This window comes from Pseudonocardia sp. NPDC049154 (assembly GCF_040648315.1).
In the GTDB taxonomy this organism is placed as follows: Bacteria; Actinomycetota; Actinomycetes; order Mycobacteriales; family Pseudonocardiaceae; genus Pseudonocardia.
On record NZ_JBEZDN010000068.1, the window covers coordinates 12,113 to 33,133 of the forward strand.

The window sequence follows — 21,021 nt, forward strand, 5'->3', positions numbered from 1 at the left end:
CGCCGCCCTCTGTACGCTCCCCCCCCCCCCCCGCGCCCCGCCCGCACCCCCCCCCCCCCCCGTTGGGGGCCGCGGCCCCCCCCGGGGCACCCCCCCACCCACGACCCCCGCTGACCTGGCCAGATCGGCGAGGGTGTCCGTGGCGAAGACGTCTGCGACCGTCAGCCCGAGCCCGCGGGCGCGGGCCGCGGAGGCCAGCCGGACGGTGCTGATGCTGTCGCCGCCGAGGCCGAAGAACGTGTCGTCCGGGCCGGCGGCGGGCAGGTCGAGGATCTCGGTGACCAGCTCGCACAGCACGCGCTCGGCCTCGGTGCGCGGCGCGCGGCCGGCCGGGGCCACCACCGGCTCGGGCAGCGCCTTGCGGTCGACCTTGCCGTTGAGCGTCTGCGGCAGCGCGTCGAGCGCCGTGACGACCTGCGGGACCATGTAGTCCGGCAGCAGCCGCGCGGCCCCGGCGCGGACCTCCGCCGGGTCGATCGCCCGCCCCGGCTCCGGGACCACGTACCCCAGCAGGCGGCCCGTCCCGGCGCCGTCCGCCCGGACGACGGCGGCGGCACGCGCCACCCCGTCGACGGCCGCGAGCGCGCCCTCGACCTCGCCCAGCTCGATCCGGAAGCCGCGGACCTTCACCTGGTCGTCGACCCGGCGGAGGAACTCGATCCGCCCGGCCCGGCGGCGCACGAGGTCGCCGGTCCGGTAGAGGCGCTCGCCGCCGGGCGCGGCGACGAACCGCGCCGCGGTCATCCCCGGGCGGCCGAGGTACCCGCGGACCACCTGGGCGCCGCCGAGGTACAGCTCGCCGGCGACGCCGTCGGGCACCGCGCGCAGGTCGTCGTCGAGGATCCGCACGTGGACGTCCGTCCACGGCGCGCCGATCGTGACCGGGTCGCCCGGGGCGAGGTCGGCGCAGGTGGCCCACACCGTGGCCTCGGTGGGGCCGTACACGTTGCGCACCGAGGCGCACCGCGCGGTGAGGTCGGCCGCGAGGTCGGCCGGCAGCGCCTCGCCGCCCACCAGGGCTCGGACGCCGGCGAGCCGCCCCGGGTCGGCCAGTGCGTCCTCGTGCTCGGTCAGCGCCCGCCACAGGGACGGCGTGGCCTGCAGGACGGTGGCGCGCTCGGTGCGGACGAGGTCGTGCAGGGCGTCCGGGTCGAGCACGGTGGCCCGGTCCGCCAGCACGACGGTCGCGCCGGCGACGAGCGGCGCGAACAGCTCCAGCACCGCGATGTCGAACGACACGGTCGTCACCGCCACCAGCCGGTCGCCGGCGCGGACCCAGCCCTCGCCGACCACGGTCTCCACGAACGCGGCCAGGTTGGCCGTGGTCACCATGACGCCCTTGGGACGGCCGGTGGACCCGGAGGTGTGGATGACGTAGGCGAGGTGGTCCCCCGGCTCCGGTGGCGCCGGCAGGTCCCCGACCTCGTGCGAATCCTCGTCCGCCCGAATCGTGGCCGGGGCGTTGCGGGGCAACCGGTGCGCGACGTCGGCACTGGTCAGGGTGGCGACCGGACGGGCGTCGTCGATCATGTACTCCAGCCGCTCGGCCGGGTAGTCGACGTCGAGCGGCAGGTACGCCGCCCCCGTCCGCAGCACGGCCAGCAGCCCGACGACGAGCTCGGCCGAGCGCGGCAGCGCCACTGCGACCACGGTCTCGGGCCCGGCGCCGGCGGCGTGCAGCCGGGCGGCGAGGGCGTCGACGCGGGCGGCCAGCTCGCCGTAGGTCAGCGTGCGACCGTCGGCGACCAGGGCGGGCGCGTCGGGGGTCCGGCGCGCCTGCGCCGCGAACCCGGCGGCGACGCCCGCGGGTACGGTCGCACGCCGGGGCGGGTCGGCGATCTCGTTGCGCGGCAGCGTGATCGTGCCGATCGGCGCCATCGGCGCGGCCAGGCCTTGCTCGAGGACGTGGACGAGCGCGTCGACCAGGAAGACGACGCTCGGCGCCTCGAACAGCTCCGCGTCGGCGACCAGGCGCAGCGCGGCGCCCTCGTCGGACGCGTGCTCGTCGTCGACCAGCCAGACCGCGACGTCGAACCGCGCGTCCTCGCGGACCGGGTCGACCGGCTCCAGCACCAGGTCGCCGAGCGGGCTCGGCGCGACCCGGCCCTCGTGCGCGACGGCCGTCTGGAACAGCGGGTGCCGGGCCATGCTGCGCGGCGGGGCGAGCAGCTCCACCAGCCGTTCGAAGGGCAGGTCCTGGTGGGCCAGCGCCTCGAGGGAGGTGGCCCGGACCCGGTCCAGCAGCTCGCCGAACGACGGCCTGCCGCTCAGGTCGCAGCGCACGACCAGCGTGTTCACGAAGTACCCGACGGTGTCGGTGACGTCGTGCTCGTCCGGCCGGGCGGAGTCGAGGCCGCGGCGCGCGACCGTGGACCCGAGCGGGACGTCCCGGCCCGCGCCCAGCAGGTTCCAGGTCAGGGCGACGGCCGCCTGCAGCACCATCAGCGGCGTGACGTGCTGCTCGGCGCAGACCCGCGTGATCGCGGCGCGGACGTGCGCGGGTAGCGGCCGGAGGAGGGTGCGGCCGCGGTGCGCGGTGCGGGTCGGACGCGGGTGGTCGAACGGCAGGTCGAGCTCGACCGGCAACCCGGCCAGCCGCTCGCGCCAGTACGCGGTCTGCTCCACGAGTGCGTCCTCGGCGAGGAGCCGGCGCTCCCGGCGGGCGTGGTCGGCGTACCCCGGCCCGGCGGGTCCGAACTCGGGCGCGGTGCCGGCGACCCGCGCGGTGTAGGCGCGGTCGAGGTCGGCGAGCAGCGGGCGGATCGAGCCCTCGTCGATCGCGATGTGGTGCACCACCAGCACCAGGACGTACTCCTCGGGCCCGACGACGAGCAGCGTGGCGCGGGCGGGGGCCTCCGTCGTGACGTCGACCGGCCGGGCCTGGCACGCCGCGATCTCGGCCTCGACCGCCGTTCCGTCTGCGCCGGCGTCGACGGTGCGGACCGCCGGCGCTGCGGGCTCGTCGAGCACGCGGGTCGTGGCTGCGCCCTCGGCGTCGGCCGGGTAGACCGTCCGCAGGATCGGGTGCCGGACCTGGACGTCCGCCCAGGCCGCGGCGAAGGCCGCGCCGTCGAGGGCGCCGTGGATCCGGGCCACCACCGGGACGTCGTAGGTCGTGGAGGGGCCCTCGAGCTGCTGCAGGAACCACAGCCGCTCCTGGGCGGGCGAGAGCGGGACGGCGTCGGGGTCGGACTCCCGGCGACGCCGCTCGGCCCGGACCGGACGCGCGTCGCTCGCGGGCGCGGCGGCGTCGTCGGTGGCGTCGTCGGGCTCGGCGGGGGCCGCGGTCCGGGTCGCCGCTGCCAGCCGCTCCTCGTCGACCTCCGCGAGTCCGGCGAGGGCCCGCGCCGTCGGCGCCTCGAACACCTGCGGCACCGTCAGCCGGACTCCCGCCCTGCGGAGTCGCCCGACCAGCCGCATCGCGGTGAGCGAATGCCCGCCGAGGGCGAAGAAGTCCTCGTCCGCGCCCACCGCGGGCACCTCCAGGACCGCCGCCGCGGCCTCGCGGATCGCGGTGAGGACCGCGCCGCCGGATGCTGCCGGAGCCTCGGCGACCGGGGTGCCGACCGGGTCCGCGTGGTCACCCGATCGATGGACCGCCATCCCGGGGCGCACCTCGCCGGCACCGAGGCGCACCACCTCACCGGCGGCCCGCTCCGGCCCGGTGAGCAGGCCGGACAGCACCTCGGCGAGCCGGGTGGCCATCCGCTCCGCCCGGTCGGCGGGCACCGCGCCCGGATCGTGGTCGAGGACCAGCTCCAGGCCGGCGCCGGGCGACGTCGGCGGGGCGAGCAGCGTCAGCGGGTAGTGTGTGACGCCGCGGTGCGTGACCCCGTCGACCCGCAGCGGGTCGCCGGCGGCGCGCGCCGGGCCCGCCGGGAAGTTCTCGAACACCACGAGGGTGTCGAACAGCTGTCCGCGGCCCGCGGCACGCTCGATCTCCGCGAGGCTCGCGTGCTCGACCTCCTGCATCGCGAACTGGGCCGCCTGCAGCTCGGTGAACTGCGCCAGCAGCGGCCGGTCCGGGCGCAGGGCGAGGCGCCCGGGAATGGTGTTGCTGAACAGGCCGACCATGCCCTCGACGCCCGGGAGGTCCGCGGGCCGGCCGGACACGGTCGCGCCGAACACGACGTCGTCGAGCCCGGTGGTCTCCGCCAGCACGGCCGCCCACGAGCCCTGGACCAGCGTGTTCGCGGTGAGCCCGCGCTCGCGGCCGAGCGTGGACAGCGCCGTGGCGGTCTCCGCGTCGAGCGGCACGGCGAGCCGCACCCGCTCCTCCGACGGCACACCGGTGGCCACCAGCGTCGGGGTGTCCAGCCCCTCGAGCCGGTCCGCCCACGCGGCCTGCTGTGCCGCCCGGTCGCGGCCCGCCAGCCAGGCGAGGTAGGTCCGGTAGGGCGCCGGGGCCGGCAGGTGGTCGGCGCCGCGGTGGTAGAGCTCGAGCAGGTCCCGCAGCACGATCGGCGTCGACCAGCCGTCCGTGAGCAGGTGGTGGGCGTTGAGCACCAGGCGGTGCCGCTCGCCCGGCAGCCGGATCAGCAGGCCGCGCAGCAGCGGCGGCACGCGCACGTCGAACACGTGCGTGGCGGCCTCGTCCTCGAGCCGGTCCGCCGCGCGGGCGGCCGCGCGTTCCGGCAGGGCGGTCAGGTCGATCTCGCGCCACGGCAGCGACACCGTGCGCGGGATCGCCTGCACCGGGCGGTCGAGCTCCTCGAAATGGAACGCGGCCCGCAGGTTGTGGTGCCGCGCGAGCACCCCCTCGACGGCGCCGCGGAGCCGGTCGGCCTGGAGCGGCCCGGCGAGGTCGAAGCGGGCGGTGAGGGTGTAGACGTCCCGGGCGCCGTCGCGGACGGCGTGGAACAGCAGGCCCTCCTGCAGCGGCGAGAGCGGGAGCAGCTCGGCGAGCGGGCCGTGCGCGGCCTCCAGGGCGTCGATGCCGTCCTGGTCGACGCCCGTGCCGGGGCAATCGGAGGGCGTCAGTCCACCGGGCGCGAGCGCGGCGTGCGCGGCGAGGGCCTCGAGGGCGAGGTCCCAGTGCTCCTGCAGCGCCTCGACGTCGCCCGGGCCCAGCACCGCGGACGCGGCGGTCCACTCGACCGCGAGCCGGCCGTCCGCGTGCACGAAGACGTTGAGCGCCAGGGTCTCCGCGAGTCGCTTGCCCGCCGGCTCGACGACGGCGAACGGGTCCTCTGTGGGCAGGCGCCAGCCCGGGAGCGCGGCGAACCGGCCCAGGTAGTTGAGCAGCAGCGCGGGCGTGGCCGCCGCGCCGAGCTCCGGCGCGGTCTCCGGGTCGAGGTACCGCAGCACCCCGAACCCCGCGCCCTCGCCCGGCACCGCACGCAGGGCCTCCTTCACCGCACGCAGAAGGCGCCCGGCGGCCGGGCCGCCCGCGAGGGCGTCGTCGAGGTCGGCGTCGGTGAGCCCGTCGGGCACCCGGACCGGGAACTCGCTGGTGAACCAGCCGACGGTGCCGGCCAGGTCCAGGTCGGCGTACTCGCGGCCGTGCCGCTCCAGGGAGACCGCCCGGGCCTCGGCGGGGCCGCGCCACGAGCGGACGGCGAGCACGAGCGCAGCCAGCAGCACGTCCTCCGCACCGGCCCGGTACTTCTCCGGGAGCACGGTCAGCAGGGCGTCGGCGACCTCGGACGCGTGGGTGGTGCGGGTGCGGGCCGCGGTGGCGACGGTGTCCGCGGGGCCGACGTGCCGCTCCCCGAGCGGCGCGACCGCGGCCAGCGCGGTGCGCCAGTACTCCAGCTCGGCACGGCGCGCGCCGGACGCCCCCTCCTCGGCGAGCGCGAGCGCGTGCCGGCGCCAGGAGCCGCCGCGCGTCGCGAACCGGGGACCGCGGCGCTCGCGGGCGGCGGTGCAGGCCTCCTGCAGGTCCGGCAGCAGCACCCGCCACGACACCCCGTCGACGACGAGGTGGTGCGCCACGACCACCAGCTCGTCCGGCCCCGAGCACGAGCGGCGCAGCAGCACCACGCGCACGGTCTCCCCCGCCCGCGGGTCGAGCAGGGCGGCCTCCCGCGCGGCGACGTCCGCGGGCTCGCCGAGGCCTTCGTGCACGATCTCCGCCGCCCTCAGGGCGCCGCCGTCCCGGACGATCAGCTCGGCGTCGGAACCGCTGCCGCGCAGCACGATCCGCAGGGCGTCGTGCCGGTCGAGGACGGCCTGGACACCGGCCACGAGGTCGGCGAGCTCGATCGGCTCGTCGACCTGCACCGCGGTCCACTGCGCGTAACCCGCGATCGCCTCGTCCGCGGGGTTCGGGTCCACCAGCGCGCGGACGATCGGGGTGGCCGGCGCCGAGCCCGTCGCCACGTCCGGGGCGGCGGGGGGGCCGGTCTCGACCTCGCGCACCTCCGCGGCCAGCGCACCGAGGTCGCGGCGCGACAACAGGTCCTTCGGGCGCAGGTCCAGGCCGCGGGCGCGGGCGCGGCTGCTCACGCCGATGGCCGTGATGCTGTCCCCGCCGAGGCCGAAGAAGTCGTCGTCGGGTCCGACGCCCTCCTGGCCGAGCACCTCGCCGACGACCTCGCACAGCACGCGCTCGCGCGCCGTTGCCGGGGCGCGGCCGGAGCCGGTGAGCCGGGGCGCGGGCAGGGCGGCGCGGTCCAGCTTGCCGCTCACCGTGACCGGCAGCGCGTCGAGCACCACGACGGCGGCGGGCACCAGGTGCTCCGGCAGCCGCGCCGCCAGCGCGGACCGCACCCGGTCCGGTTCGACCGCGCCGGTCACGTACCCGACCAGCATCGGGCGGCCGCCGTCCGTGCGGACCACGGCCGCCGCGGCGGTGACGTCCTCGGCCTGGCTCAGCGCGGACTCGACCTCGCCGAGCTCCACCCGGAACCCGCGGATCTTGACCTGGCCGTCGCCGCGGCCGGCGAACTCCAGCCCGCGGCCCGGGGTCCACACGGCGACGTCGCCGGTGCGGTACATGCGGTCGCCGGGGGCGCCGAAGGGATCGGGCACGAAACGCTCGGCGGTGGCCCCCGGCCGGCCCAGGTAGCCCCGGGCCAGGTGCGGGCCGGCCAGGTAGAGCTCGCCCCGCTCGCCGTCCCGGACCGGGGCCAGCGCGGCGTCGAGCAGGTGGGCGCGGGTTCCGGCCAGCGGCAGCCCGATGGTCGGGGTGGCGCCCTCCACCGGAGCGGCGGTGGCGTCGACGGTCGCCTCGGTGGGCCCGTACAGGTTGTGCGCCACCACCCCGGAGCGCGTGATCCGCTCCCAGAGCGGGGTGGGGGCCGCCTCGCCGCCCAGCACGAGCTGGACGGGCCGGTGCGGACCGTCGAGCAGCCCGTGGTCGACGAGCGCCGCGGCCATCGACGGGGTCAGGTCCACGCAGTCGATGCCGTCCCGGGCGAAGGCCGCGACCAGCCCGGCGGCGTCCTTGACGACCTCGCCGGCGTAGAGGTGCATCTCGTGCCCGCACAGCAGCCAGACCAGCTGGTCGAGCGAGGCGTCGAAGGAGAAGGAGGCGGTGTGTGCGGTCCGCAGCCGCCGCCCGGCCCGCTGCTCCGCCGCGGCGTAGAGCGTGGTCCGGTGGTGGTGCAGCAGCGCCGCGAGGCCCGCGTGCCGGACCAGGACGCCCTTGGGCGTGCCGGTGGACCCGGAGGTGTGGATCACGTACGCGAGGTGCTCGGGGTGCCGCGGCGCGGCCAGCTCGGCCTCGCCGAGCGGGCCGTCGGCGAGGCCCTCCGTGGACAGCGACTCCGCCTCGGGCACACCGGAACCCAGGACCAGCGCGGGCCGGGTGTCGTCGAGCAGGGTGCGCAAGCGCTCGGCGGGGTGGTCCAGGTCGAGGACGGTGTAGGCGGCACCGGCGTCGAGCACCGCGAGCAGCGCGACGACGAGGTCGACCGAGCGGGGCAGGGCCAGTGCGACGACGTCGTCGGGCCCGATCCCCCTGTGCCGCAACGCCCGCGCCAGCCGGTGTACCCGACCGGCGAGCTCGGCGAAGGTGAGCTGCTCGGCGCCGTGGACCAGCGCGGTGGCGTCGGGCTGCGCGGCGGCGAGGCGGTCGAGGACGGCGGGGACCAGCTCCGGGGTGCCGGGCAGCGCGGCGGGGGTGCGCTCGGCGAGCAGCCGGGCCCGCTCCTCCGGGCCGAGCAGGTCCACCTCCCCGACGGCCGGGTCGTCCGCCCCGGTCAGGCCCTCGATCATCCGCACGAGGGCGGCCATGCGCCGGTCGACGGTGGCCTGCGAGGTCGTCCGCGCGTCGACCTCGAAGCCGAGCATCAGCCCGCCGTCGCGCTGCGGGGTGACGGTGAGGCCGAGGTCCTCCGGCGGCCCGCCGGCGACGTTGCGCAGGGTGCCGACGGCGCCGGCGAAGTCCAGCGTCAGGTCGAAGGCCTTGACGTTGATCCCGATGCCGTGCAGCAGCGCACCGGCGCCGGGGACGCCGAGGTCACGCGGCAGGTTCTCGCCGCGGTAGCGCTGGTGGGCCCGCATGCCCAGCATCGCGCGGCCCACCTGCTGGGCGAGGTCGCCGAGCCGGTCGCCGCCGCGCACGGTCACCCGCAACGGCAGGACGTTGACCGCCATCGCCGGTGTCCGCAGCGCCGCGGCGCCGGTGCGCGCCATCATCGGCAGCGCGACGACCAGGTCCGACTCGCCGCGCAGCCGGTGCAGGAAGCCCACGTAGCAGGCGATGAGCGCCTCGGCCCAGGTGGTGCCGGTGTTGTCCGCCAGTGCCTCGAGCCGGTCGAGCGTGGCGCCGGAGACGAACGCCCGCGCGTGCAGCGTGCGGTCCGCGGGGCCCTCGGGTGCGTCCCGGCGGCCGCCGAGCTCGGGCAGCGGGGTGAGCAGGTCCCGCCAGAACTCGCGGTCCCGCGTGAACCGTTCGCTCGCCTCGTACTCGCGGTCCTTCGCGATCAGGTCGGCGATCGCGCCGAAGGTCGCCCTCGGCGGCTCGGTGCCGCGGACCCGCGCGGTGTAGTGGGCCGCGACCCGGCGGGAGAGCATCGCCGCGCTGTAGCCGTCGACGACGAGGTGGTGGTACAGCTGGATGCACCACACGTCCTGATCGGACAGCCGCACCAGCGTGTAGGTGTAGAGGGGACGGTCCACCATGCCCCGGCAGGCCTCGGCGGCGCGTGAGCGCTCGGCGTCGACCAGCGCGTGCGCCACCGCGACCGGGTTGCGCTCCCCGCGCAGGTCCACGACGCGGGGCCGTGCCGCGGGTTCGTCGGACACCGTCTGGCGTGGACCGTCCGGAGTGTCGTGCAGGCGCAGGCGCAGTGTCTCGGCCTCGTCGATCGTCGCGCGCACGGCGTCGCCGAGCGCCGCGACGTCGATCGGGTCACCTCCCTCGCCGGCGGAGATCTCGAGGACCTCGCCGACGAGGTAGCCGCGCGACTCCGGGTCCAGCCGCTGGGCGTTCCACACCCCGAGCTGCGCGGCCGACAGGGCGAGCGTCGCGCCGGTACGGGTACCGAGTGCGGGGGGCACGCTCACTCGTGACACCGCCTCTCGTCGAGTTCATCGGGCCGTCACGCGCGCAGGGGGCAGCCACGGTGCCCGCCGGCGACCCCCCGATCCACGGCCGGGAAGCCTGCACTCACACGCGGTAAGGCTTACTTAAGAAACCAGGCGGCAGGGCCGTATGCAAGCGCGGGACCACGGCCGTTCGGGTGAGGAAAGCAACAGAGCGCGACAGATCCACTACGTTGAGATTTGAACGATCTCGGCGATGCCGGACCGGCCCGCCGGCTGTGCGCAAGGGTTCGCGCTGGTCAGCTGCGCGCTCACCCGTGCGTCACGCGGACGTCGCCCGCGGTGCTGTGCGCCGAGATCGTCACGTCGGAGCCTGGGTCGTCCGCGACGCCCACCTCGACGTCCCCGGCCGTCGACTCCGCGACGACGGCGGCGGGCGGCGCGGCGAAGCCCAGCGCGACGTCTCCGGCCGTGCTGGTCGCCGACACCCGCGGACCGGCCAGACCGGCGCCGGTGACGTCGCCGCCCGCGGTCCGCAGCTCGTGCGCACCCGTGAGGTCCTCGACACGGACGTCACCCGCGCCGAGGTCGACGTTCGAGGCCGCGGCCGCCGGGGCCGTGACGGTCAGCCGGGTCTCGCACCGCTCCCCCGGCTCCGGGCAACGGGCGGTGATCCGCAGGACGTCCCCTGCGAGCTCCTGCGTGAGCTCGGGCCGCGGCCCGGTCCACCGCGTCTCGTGCTCCACCGTGGCCGAGCCCGCCGGCCCGGGGCGGAGCCTGACGTCGCCCGCGTCGGCGACGATCTCGACCCGTTCGACGGCGCCGTCGTGCCGGTCCGTCCCCCGCTCGGTGGTGATCTCGTCGGTGGTGATCTCGTCGGTGGTGATCTCGTCGGTGGGACCGGAGCCGGACCCGGTGTCCGTGGTGAGCGTGACGCCGCCGCAGCCGGCGAGGAGAACGCCGAGGACGGGGAGCAGGACCAGCCGGGACACCCGTGTCGCGATCATCGCCGGGGGACGTTAGCGGTGCCCGCTCCGCCCGGTGCGTCCGGTCCCGCTCCGGAGGGCCCGCGGGTGCGCGGTCGCGTAGACCTCGCGGAGGGCGTCGACGGTGACGTGGGTGTAGATCTGTGTGGTGGTCACGGAGGCGTGCCCGAGCAGCTCCTGGACCACGCGGACATCCGCGCCGCCGCCGAGCAGGTGGGTGGCGAAGCAGTGCCGGAGGGTGTGCGGCGAGATCGCCGTCGGGTCGAGGCCCGCGGCGTCGGCCGCGGTGCGCAGGGCGTGCCAGGCGCTCTGCCGGGACAGCCGGGCGCCGCGGGCGTTGAGCAGCAGGGCGGGCGTGCCGCGGCCCTTGGCGGCCAGTTCCGGCCGGGCCCGCACCAGGTAGGCGTCGACGGCGGCGAGCGCGGGCCGCCCCACCGGCACGATCCGCTGCTTGCCGCCCTTGCCGCGCAACAGGACCGTCCGCGAGTCGGGGTCGAGGTCGTCGAGGTCCAGCCCGGCGGCCTCGGAGATCCGCGCGCCCGTGGAGTAGAGGAGCTCGAGCAGGGCGCGGTCGCGCAACCCGGTCGCCCCGTCGCCCACGCACCCCGCGAGCAGCTGCTCGACCTGGTCGATGGTCAGCGCCCTGGGCAGCCGGCGGGGCAGGGCGGGCGGGGCGACGGCGCGGGCCACGTCGACCGGGACCAGCCCGTCCCGCGCGGCGAACCGGTGCAGCCCGCGGACCGCGGCGAGGGCCCGGGCCGCCGACGACGCCGCGAGCGGCGCCTCCCCGCTGCGCAGCGCCACGACGAAGTCGCTGACGTCCGACTCCGCGACCGCGGTGAGGTCGTCGATCCCCCGCTCCTGCAGGTGCGCGGCGTAGCGGTCGAGGTCGGTCGTGTAGGAGCGCAGCGTGTTGGCCGAGCTGCCGCGCTCCACGGCGAGGTGCGCCAGGAAGGCCTCGACGCCGTCCGCGACCCGGGTGCCCATGCGCTGCATTATGGATCCACAACGCGCTCGGGCCGGGTCCCCACGCGCGGTACGGAATCCATGATGCGGTCGAACAGCCGGCTGCAACGCGTCAGGGATCCATGACGCGCTCGGGTCAGGCCAGGTTGGGGATCACCTCGCGCTCGAACAGCTCGATGCCCGAGCGGTCGTAGGCGGCCTCCGGGAAGTAGAAGATGCCGTAGGTCATCCCGCGCTCCTGCATCCCGCGCAGGTTCTCCACGATCTGCTCCGGCGTGCCCACGCCCGGCAGTCCGCGGAACGCGCCGAGCTGTGACTCCGCCTTCTGCTTGCCGACGTAGGGGGTCAGCCGGTCGACCACCTGCCGAAGCCGGTCGGAGACCTCGGCCTCCGTGGTGCCGATGGCGACGTTGTAGTTCGCCGTCCGCACGAGCGCGTCGAAGTCGGTGCCCAGCTCCCGGCAGTGCCTCGCCAGGATCTCGGACTTCGCAGTGAAGCCGTCGGGACTGCCGTCGAAGTTGGTGTAGTCGGCGTACCGCGCGGCGATCCGCAGGGTGATCTTCTCCCCGCCGCCGGCGACCCAGATCGGGATGCCGCCGGGCTGGATCGGCCGGGGCTCGCAGATCGCCCCGTCGACCCGGTAGTGGGTGCCGTCGAGCGTCGCGACGCCCTTCTGCCAGGCCTGCCGGAAGATCTGCACGCCCTCGTCGAGCATGCCGAGCCGGTCCCGCGGCGGCGGGAAGCCGTAGCCGTAGGCGCGCCACTCGTGCTCGTACCAGCCGCCGCCGATGCCCATCTCGACCCGCCCGCCGGACACGACGTCGACGGTCGCGGCGACCTTGGCCAGGTACGCCGGGTTGCGGTAGGCCATGCACGTGCACATCTGGCCGAGCCGGACCCGCTCGGTCGACGCCGCGAAGGCCGCCATGAGCGTCCACGCCTCGTGGGTGGCCTGGTCGGTCGGCGCCGGGACCGTGTGGAAGTGGTCGTAGACCCAGATCGACTCCCACGGGCCCGCGTCCGCGTGGGCCGCGAGCCCCTTCATCACCGCCCACTGCTCGGCGGGGTCGATGCCGACGAGGTCGTGCCGCCAGCCCTGGGGAACGAAGAGACCGAAGCGCATGGGCCGAGCCTAGGACCGGGACCAACCCCGCGCCGCGCCACGCGCGAGATGCCGGCCGGTTCCTGAGAGCCCGGCCGCGCGGTGCCGACGCCCGCCGCCCGCCCGAGGGTACGGTCGGTCCCGTGAGCGAGTCCGAGCCCCGCCCCGAACCCCCGCAGGTCAGGATCGGCAACGCCGAGCGCGAGGACGCCGCGCAGGCGCTCGCGGAGCACTTCTCCCACGGCCGGCTCGACGGCACCGAGTACGAGGACCGGGTCGCGCAGGTCTGGGCCGCCCGGACGCTCGACGACCTGGGCGGCCTCTTCGCCGACCTCCCCGCGCCGCACCCGTCGGCCCTGTGGAACCGCGCGGGTGAGCACGGCGGGCACTTCGGCGGCCCGTCCGGCGCGCACAGCGGGTACGGGCAGGCCTACGGCCCACCGGCGGGCCTCCCCTCCGGGTACGCCGGCGGGCCGTACACCGGGCAGTCGCCGCAGCCGTTCACGGGCTACGGCGCCGCCCCCCGTTCCGCCCCGTACGGCAGCCCCACCTACGGCGCCCCCGGACTGCCGCACCACGCCCCCGGCGGCACCCCCGACGCGCCCTACGGCCGCGAGCCGGGCACCGGCGCCCCCTACTCGGACAAGTCCAAGCTCGCCGCGGGCCTGCTGCAGCTGTTCCTGGGCGGCGCGGGGATCGGCCGCTTCTACACCGGGCACACGGGCATCGCGATCGCCCAGCTGATCGTCACGATCGTGACCTTCGGGCTCGGCGCCGTGTGGGGCTTCGTCGACGGCATCGTGCTGCTGGCCGGGCGGTCCACGGACGCGCAGGGCCGCCCCCTCCGGCCCTGACGCCGGTCAGCCGCGCCGTGCCGCCAGCGCCGCCTCCCCGAGCCGGGCGAGAGTGGCCTCCGGCGTGAGCGGGTGGAACGGCCCGCCCCGCACGTCCCGGTACGCCCGCTCGAGCGGCGAGCGGCGGAAGAACGCCTGGCCGCCCGCGACCTCCAGGGCCCGGTCGACGATCGTCCGCGCCTCCACGACGGCGTGCCGCTTGGCCGTCAGGACGGCGTCGAGGGTGGCGTCGTCGGCGGGCGGGTCGTCGCCGACCTCGTCGACCGACGCCAGCAGGGCCCACTTCGCGACCCGCAGCATCGCGTGCATCTCCCCGATCCCCCGCACCGCGGCGGCCGGGACCTCGGACCGCGCGGCGACGAGCCGCTCCGCCTCCTCGCACGCCCCGCGCGCCACCCCGAGATAGGCCGCCCCGGCGATCGGGGCGAAGTGGATCACGGCGACCAGCAGCGGACCGGCGAGCGCACCGTACGGCCGGGTGCCCAGCACCTTCTCCTCCGGCACGAACACGCCGTCGAGCACGACGTCGTGGCTGGCCGTGCCGCGCATGCCGAGGGTGTCCCAGGTCTCGACGATGCTCACGCCCGGCGCCGAGAACGGAACCCCCGCGTGCAGCACGACGGCGTCGGGGCCGGGTTCGCCGAGCACGGCCGAGGTGGCGAGCACCCCCGCGACCGGGGCCTGGCTGCAGAAGGTCTTGCGGCCGTCGAACCGGTAGCCGCCCTCCACCGGGACGGCGGTCGTCGTCGGGCAGACCCAGTCCGAGCCGCCGCTGGTGGCGAGGACCAGGCCCTCCTCGGCGACCCGGCGGAGCACCCCGGCCGCGTCCGGCTTCCCGCGCCGGTGCCGCCACACCTGCATGCGGGTGAGGTAGAGGTGCATCGCGGCGGCGAGCGCGGCCGAGCCGGACCACCGGCCGAGCTCCTCCTCGGCCAGCACGACCTGCCGCAGCGTCGCGCCGAGCCCGCCGAACTCGACCGGGACGCCGAGGCGCAGGTAGCCGAGCTCGGTCATGGCCGCGTAGGCCTCGGTCACGAAATCGGCGTCGACGTCGTGCGCCGCGTCGAACGGGGCGGCGGCCCGGCCGACCGCCTCGGCGAGCGCCAGGACGTCGGAGTCGGTGAGGACGCTGGTGGGGACCTGCTCGAGTGTCGTCATGACGGAAGGATCGGGCGCATCCGAGTTGCCGCATAGTTCCGAAAATGAACCGGGCCGAGGAGGATGTGCGGCCATGTCCCGCTACGGCCAGTACTGCCCCATCACGCGGTCGCTGGAGATCCTGGGCGACCGGTGGACCCTGCTCGTGATCCGCGACCTGCTCGTCGGGGCCACCCGGTTCAACGAGCTCGCCCGCGGGCTGCCCGGGATGTCCCGGGCCCTGCTCTCGAAACGGCTCGGCCAGCTCGAGCGCGCGGGCCTCGTGGTGCACGCCGACGGCGCGTACCACCCGACGCCCGCCTGCGAGGAGCTGATGCCGCTGCTCTTCGGCCTCGCCGAGTGGGGCGCGCGGTGGGCCTTCGGCGAACCGCGGCCCGACGAGCTGGATCCCACCACCCTGATGTGGTGGATCCGCGGCGGCATCGACCCGGCACCCCTCGGCCCGAAGCGGACCGTGCTGCACGTCCACGTGCCGGACGGACGGCGCCGCCGGTACTGGTTCGTGATCCAGCCGCACGACGTGTCGCTCTGCTTCACCGACCCCGGCCACGAGGTCGACGCAGTCATCGAGGCCCCGCTCGGCGTGCTCTACCAGGTGTGGGACGGCGCGCTGGACCTCGCCGCGGTCCGCGGCGACGGGCGGCTGTCGCTGACCGGGCGCCGGGACGTGGTGCTGCGCCTGCCCGACGCCCTGCGGCTGAGCCCGGTCGCCCCGTACGTCCGGCGCGGGATGGCACGCGCGGTCGCCGCCGGCTGAGGCCGCCTCACGCGGGCCCGGCCGGTCGAGGCCGCGGCGAGGTCGCCGCCGGTCGGCGACGAGAACTGTGCGCAGTTCCCCGCTCGACGCCGGTCGACGCCGAGGCGCTCGGCAGGGGGGCGGGCGGCCGGATCCGGCCCTAGCCTGGCCGGGTGGACGACACCGCCGACACCACCGACACCGCCGTCGGTTCCGCGACCGGCCCCGCCACCTCGCCCGCCCGCCGGCTCCGCGACGCCCTCGAGCCCGTCGCGATGCACGCCGTGTGGTCGGCGCAGGTGCACGAGGCCCTGGCGCCGCACGGCTTCGACTTCCTCACCGGCTACCTGACCGGCCGGGCCGCCCCGCTCGGCGAGGTGCCGTCCGCCCTGGTCACGGCCACGTTCGGGGTCTTCGAGCCCGGCCTGGTCGACCGGCTCTGGACGGCGGGCCGGGCCCTGCTCCCGCTCGCCGACCTCATCGCGGTGCGCGACCGGGCCACGGCGGCGAGCCTGCGGGAGACCCTCGGCGAGGCCGACGAGGAGCGGGCGGCCGAGGTCGCCGCAGCCCTCGAACGGGCCGCCGACGCGGTCGACGGCACCGCCCGGCCGTTGTTCTCCGCGTTGCGGGCCCAGCCGCGCCTCGCCGATCCCTTCGGCCGGCTGTGGCGGGCCGCCGACCTCGTGCGCGAGCACCGCGGCGACGGTCACCTCGCGGCCGTGATCGCGACCGGGCTCGATCCGGTGCGCGCCTCGATCCTCGCGGAGCTGTGGGTCGGCTACCCCGTGGGCGAGTACAGCGCGACCCGCGGCTGGTCGGACGAGGTCCGTGCGGCCGCCGCGGCCCACCTCGAACGCGACGGCCTGCTCGCCGACGGCGCACTGACCGCCGCCGGCCGGCAGCTGCGCGACGACATCGAGGACGCCACGGACGCCTCCCAGGGGGACCTCGTGGCCGCCCTCCCGGGCCTCGACGCCCTGGTCACCGATCTGCACCGGTGGTCGGCGCGCTGCATCGAGGCCGGCACCTTCCCCGACGACGACCGCAAGCGCGCCGCCGGCTGACGGTGAACGGCGCCCTCGTTCATTCCTGGTGAGCGAGAGTGCCGTTCGCGCATCTCGGCCCTGCCGGGCTCAGCCCTCCTTGCGCTTCGCGAAGGCGGTGGGGCGGTCCGGCCAGGGGGCGTCGGTCGGGCGCGTCCCGCCGTGCCCGTCCCGCACCGCCTGCAGGGCGAGGACGCCCGCGACGGCCGTGGCGTTGACGATCTCGCCGCGCAGCGCCATGTCGACGGCCTCGGCGAGCGGGATCCAGCGCAGCTCGAGCTCGGACTCCTCGTCGTCGCCCAGGTCGGGCCGGTCGACCTCGGTCAGGCCGGTGGCCAGGAAGACCCGGATGGCCTCCTCGGAGAAGCCGGGCGACGGCACGGCGTCGACCAGCACCGACCAGTGCTCGGCGGCCAGGCCGACCTCCTCGGCGAGCTCCCGGGCCGCCGCGGCGACCGGGTCCTCGCCGGCGTGGTCCAGCAGTCCGGCCGGCATCTCCCACAGCCGGCGCCGCACGGCGTGCCGGTACTGCAGGATCATCATCAGCCGGTCCTGCTCGTCGACCGCGGCGACCGCGACCGCCCCGGGGTGCTCGACGATCTCGCGGGTCGCCTCCCGGCCGCCGGGCATGCGGACGGTGTCCGCGCGGACGGCCATCACACGGCCCTCGTAGATGTCCCGCGAGGCGGTGATGGGGAAGTCGTGCGTGCCGGGGGTGCTCCGGCTCACGAACCCACCTCGGCCGGCTCGGCAGCCGCCTCGGCCCGCTCCGCCTTGCCGTTGGACTTCGCCCGGGACGGCATCTCGACGGGCAGCCGGTCCTCGGCGTTGTACCGCAGGGCCGCCTTCACGAACGCCGCGAACAGCGGGTGCGGGCGGGTGGGGCGGCTCTTGAGCTCCGGGTGCGCCTGCGTGCCGACGAAGAACGGGTGGGTCTCGGCGGGCAGCTCGACGAACTCCACGAGCTTCCCGTCCGGCGAGGTGCCGCCGAACACCAGCCCGGCCTCGGTGAGCCGGTCGCGGTAGCCGTTGTTGACCTCGTAGCGGTGCCGGTGCCGCTCCGACACCTCGCGGCTGCCGTAGGCCTTCGCGACGACGCTGCCGTCCCCCAGCGCGGCCGGGTAGGCGCCGAGCCGCATGGTGCCGCCCATGTCCCGCTCACCGGCGACGACGTCGAGCTGCTCGGCCATCGTCGAGATCACCGGGTGCGGGGTGCGCGGGTCGAACTCGCTGGAGCTGGCGTCCTCGAGCCCCGCCAGGTTCCGCGCGGCCTCGATCACCATGCACTGCAGGCCGAGGCACAGCCCCAGCGTGGGGATGCCGCGGGTGCGGGCGTGCGTGATCGCGCCGAGCTTGCCCTCGATGCCGCGGATGCCGAAGCCGCCCGGGATCAGCACGCCGTCGACGCCCTCCAGCGCGCTCGCGGCGCCGGACGGGGTCTCGCAGTCGTCCGAGACGACCCAGCGGATCTCCACCTTGGCGCGGTGCGCGAACCCGCCCGCGCGCAGGGCCTCGGTCACGGAGAGGTAGGCGTCCGGCAGGTCGACGTACTTGCCGACGAGCGCGATCGTGACCTTCTCGTCCGGGTTGTGCACCCGGTCGAGCAGGTCGCCCCAGACGGTCCAGTCGACGTCCCGGAAGGGCAGCCCGAGGCGGCGGACGACATAGGCGTCGAGCGCCTCGCGGTGCAGCACCCGCGGGATGTCGTAGATCGACGGGGCGTCGGGGCAGGCCGCGACGCCGTCCATCTCGACGTCGCACATCAGCGAGATCTTGCGCTTCATCGCGTCCGGGATCTCCCGGTCGGCCCGCAGGACGAGCGCGTCCGGCTGGATACCGATGTTGCGCAGCGCGGCGACGGAGTGCTGCGTGGGCTTGGTCTTCAGCTCGCCCGACGGCGCCAGGTACGGCACCAGCGAGACGTGCAGGAAGAAGCAGTTGTCCCGGCCGACCTCGTGGCGCACCTGCCGGGCCGCCTCCACGAACGGGAGCGACTCGATGTCGCCGATCGTGCCGCCGACCTCGGTGATCACGACGTCCGGGACGACGCCGTCGGCGTCGGGCTCCGCCATCGCGAGGATGCGGTCCTTGATCTCGTTCGTGATGTGCGGGATGACCTGGACGGTGTCGCCCAGGTACTCGCCGCGCCGCTCCTTGGCGATGACCTCGGAGTACACCTGGCCGGTGGTGACGTTGGCCCGGCCGTGCAGGTCCCGGTCGAGGAACCGCTCGTAGTGGCCGATGTCCAGGTCCGTCTCGGCGCCGTCCTCGGTGACGAAGACCTCGCCGTGCTGGAACGGGTTCATCGTCCCGGGGTCGACGTTCAGGTACGGGTCGAGCTTCTGCATCGTGACCCGGAGCCCGCGCGCGGTGAGCAGCTGGCCGAGGGACGACGCGGTGAGGCCTTTACCCAGCGAGGATGCGACCCCGCCGGTGACGAACAGATGACGGGTCGCGCGTGTCTGCACGGAACTTCAGTGTACCCGGACCCTCGCGCGGCCCTGCTCCGCCCGCCCGCCTGCGTGTCGTCGACCCTCCACCGAACGCACGAACGGCGCTCTCGTTCACCAGGTGTGAGCGAGAGCGCCGTTCGGGGAGGCCGTGGTCAGGCGCCGGGGGCCGCGCCCCCGGAGGCGGTGCGGTCGGAGCCGTAGCTGCCGGCCCCGCCGTCGAGCTGCTCCTTGAGCGCCAGCACGGTGGCGACGCGCCCGGAGCCGGTCTGGACGTCGTCGACGGTCGAGAGGCCCGCCGTCGACCCGCCCGACGCCCGGACGACCCCGATGGGCCCGGTCGCCGACGCCGATCCCTCCCGGCCGGCCAGCACCGCGCCGGCGCCCGAGCGGTCCAGCTGCGCCGCGAGCCGGGCGAGCACGGCCGCGGAGTCGCCGGCGTCGGTCCCCTGCGCGGCCCCGCCGGTGAGGACGACGATGAGATCCGCGGGACCCGGCGCCGCGCCCGGCTGCACGAACCCGGCGTCGGCGAGGCCGGTCCACACCGCGCCCGCCTGGTCGGCGTTCGGCGCGCTCTTCGTGCTCATCACGCTGCCGAGCAGGCCGCCCGCGAGGCTGCCCGTGTCGGAGGCGGCCGGCAGCTGGGCACCGGCCGGCAGGAGCTCGGCGGCGAGGGCGTTGAGCTGGTCGGACCGGGCCGGGTCGCCGACGGCGTCGGTGAGCGTGATCGAGCCGGTCACCGTGCCGCCCGCCTGCCCGACGAGCCGGATCACGGACTCGGCGTCGGCCTGGTCGCCGCCCGCCTGCACCAGCGCCACGCTCTTGCCGGCGAGCAGCCCGCGCACCGCGGCCGGGCCGACCCGGCTCGCGAACTGGTCCGCCGCGGCCTGCTCGTCGAGCAGGGCGTCGCGCTGGGCGGTGAGCGTGTCGACCTGGGTGGAGAGGGCGTCCCGGTCGGTCGAGACCGCGGCGAGCAGCCGGTCGGACAGGCCGCTCGCGCCGAGCACCACGCCGACCGCGAGCGCGAGGAACACCGCCGCGATGGACACCGCGTGGTAGCGCAGCGAGATCACCGGCCGAACCACTCCTTGATCGTCTCGAACACGGCGGTCGCCGTGGTGGTGATCCAGGTCAGGACCGCGTCCCCGGCCTGCGACATGAGCAGCGCGGCCAGGACCGCGACGAGCGCCGCCCCGATGAGCAGCAGCAGCGCACCCGTGGAGATCCGGCTGCGGTAGAGCTGGGCGATGACCCGCCCGTCGACCAGCCTGCCCCCCACCTGCAGGCGGGTGAGGAAGGTCGAGGCGTTGGAGCCGGAGCGCCCCCGGTCGAGGAACTCGACCATGGTCGCGGACAGCCCGACGGTCACGATCATCGACGCCCCGTGGTGGTGCGCGAGCAGGAGCGCGAGGTCCTCGGCGTTCGCCGACGACGGGAACGTCACCGCGCTCGCGCCGAGGTCCTGGACCCGGTGCAGGCCGGGGGCGTGGCCGTCGGCGAAGGCCGGGACGACGACGTCGGCGCCACTGGTCAGCGTCTCGTCCGAGATGTCGGACGGATCCCCGACGATGAGGTCGGGCTTGTGGCCGGCGGCCCGCAGCGCGTCGGCGCCCGCCCCGACGCCGAGCAGCACCGGCTGGTACTCGCGGACGTAGTTGCCGAGCCGCGCGAGGTCCTTGGCGTGGTCGAAGCCCGCCGCGACGACGAGCACCTGCCGGCCCCGCAGCGCGACGTCGACCTCGGGCACGCCGTACCCGTCGAGCAGCAGCGACCGCTCCTGCCGCATGAACTCGGTGGTGTTGGCGGCGAACGCCTCGAGCTGGTGAATGAGCCCGGCCTTGGCCTCGACTAGGGCGTCGGCGACCGACTCGGCGGTCTGCTCGGTGCCGCGGGCCAGCTCCAGCTCGCCCGCGTAGACCACGCCCTCGTGCACCCTGATCCGCGCGCCGTCGCGCACGTCGTGCAGCACCTCGGGGCCGGTCGCGTCGATCAGCGGGACGCCGGCCGCCAGCAGGGCCTCCGGTCCGAGGTTCGGGAACCGCCCGGAGATCGACGGCGAGGCGTTGACGACGGCGGCGACCTCCGCCGCGATCAGGGCGTCGGCCGTCGCGCGGTCCATGTCGATCTGGTCGAGCACCGCGATCTCGCCCGGCTTGAGCCGCTTGAGCAACGCGTCCGTGCGCTTGTCGACGCGCGCGGTCCCGGCGAGCCCGGGCAGCTCGGGTCGCGAGCGGTGCAGCAGGCCGGTCAGCTTCATGCCGCGCACCCTGGCACCGCCCCCGCGCGGATCGGTG

Annotated in this window: 12 protein-coding genes; 3 read left to right on the top strand and 9 right to left on the bottom strand. The window is 76.0% G+C overall.

Going from position 1 to position 21,021, the window contains the following annotated elements; all coding sequences use genetic code 11:
* From AB0B41_RS26945 to AB0B41_RS26960, 4 genes are all read right to left on the bottom strand, one after another.
* On the bottom strand, positions 1-9,453 hold a 9,453-nt coding region (locus AB0B41_RS26945; protein WP_358208092.1), incomplete at its 3' end, for an amino acid adenylation domain-containing protein.
* Positions 9,454-9,743: 290 nt separating this feature from the next.
* Positions 9,744-10,439 carry a DUF4097 family beta strand repeat-containing protein gene (locus AB0B41_RS26950; protein WP_358208094.1) on the bottom strand — a complete coding sequence of 232 codons (696 nt, stop codon included), beginning with the start codon at positions 10,437-10,439 and terminating at the stop codon, positions 9,744-9,746.
* Between the two features lie 12 nt (positions 10,440-10,451).
* Complete coding sequence (xerD, locus tag AB0B41_RS26955) at positions 10,452-11,414, bottom strand: site-specific tyrosine recombinase XerD (RefSeq protein WP_358208096.1); 963 nt, start codon at positions 11,412-11,414, stop codon at positions 10,452-10,454.
* A gap of 106 nt (positions 11,415-11,520) precedes the next feature.
* Entirely contained in the window at positions 11,521-12,507 is a 987-nt protein-coding gene (locus tag AB0B41_RS26960; protein WP_358208098.1) for an LLM class F420-dependent oxidoreductase, read from the bottom strand.
* A 122-nt stretch (positions 12,508-12,629) separates the two neighbouring features.
* On the opposite strand from AB0B41_RS26960, the gene AB0B41_RS26965 reads away from it, so the two are divergent.
* Entirely contained in the window at positions 12,630-13,340 is a 711-nt protein-coding gene (locus AB0B41_RS26965) for a DUF1707 domain-containing protein (RefSeq protein ID WP_358208100.1), read from the top strand.
* 6 nt (positions 13,341-13,346) lie between these two features.
* On the opposite strand, the gene AB0B41_RS26970 is transcribed toward AB0B41_RS26965, so the two are convergent.
* Positions 13,347-14,498 (bottom strand): acyl-CoA dehydrogenase family protein, encoded by a 1,152-nt coding sequence (locus tag AB0B41_RS26970; protein ID WP_358208102.1) that lies wholly within the window; start codon positions 14,496-14,498, stop codon positions 13,347-13,349.
* Between the two features lie 73 nt (positions 14,499-14,571).
* Here AB0B41_RS26970 and AB0B41_RS26975 point away from each other — a divergent pair, with 73 nt between their 5' ends.
* Complete coding sequence (locus AB0B41_RS26975) at positions 14,572-15,255, top strand: helix-turn-helix domain-containing protein (RefSeq protein ID WP_358208104.1); 684 nt, start codon at positions 14,572-14,574, stop codon at positions 15,253-15,255.
* A 152-nt stretch (positions 15,256-15,407) separates the two neighbouring features.
* Positions 15,408-16,298 carry a hypothetical protein gene (locus tag AB0B41_RS26980; protein ID WP_358208106.1) on the top strand — a complete coding sequence of 297 codons (891 nt, stop codon included), beginning with the start codon at positions 15,408-15,410 and terminating at the stop codon, positions 16,296-16,298.
* 69 nt (positions 16,299-16,367) lie between these two features.
* Here the strand turns inward: AB0B41_RS26980 and AB0B41_RS26985 are convergent, their stop codons facing one another.
* The 4 genes from AB0B41_RS26985 to steA all read right to left on the bottom strand — a co-directional run bounded on the left by AB0B41_RS26985 (position 16,368) and on the right by steA (position 20,984).
* The gene (locus AB0B41_RS26985; protein WP_358208108.1) at positions 16,368-17,006 is read right to left on the bottom strand and encodes an NUDIX hydrolase; all 639 of its coding nucleotides are present in this window, start codon (positions 17,004-17,006) and stop codon (positions 16,368-16,370) included.
* Positions 17,003-18,745: a CTP synthase gene (locus AB0B41_RS26990; RefSeq protein WP_358208110.1), complete on the bottom strand. Its 1,743-nt coding sequence runs from the start codon at positions 18,743-18,745 to the stop codon at positions 17,003-17,005. Before AB0B41_RS26990 ends, AB0B41_RS26985 begins: the two co-directional genes overlap by 4 nt.
* Before the next feature lie 137 nt (positions 18,746-18,882).
* Positions 18,883-19,800: a copper transporter gene (locus tag AB0B41_RS26995; protein ID WP_358208112.1), complete on the bottom strand. Its 918-nt coding sequence runs from the start codon at positions 19,798-19,800 to the stop codon at positions 18,883-18,885.
* On the bottom strand, positions 19,797-20,984 hold the full coding sequence (gene steA / locus AB0B41_RS27000) for a putative cytokinetic ring protein SteA (protein WP_358208114.1): 1,188 nt from the start codon (positions 20,982-20,984) through the stop codon (positions 19,797-19,799). Before steA ends, AB0B41_RS26995 begins: the two co-directional genes overlap by 4 nt.
* Positions 20,985-21,021: the final 37 nt, after the last annotated feature.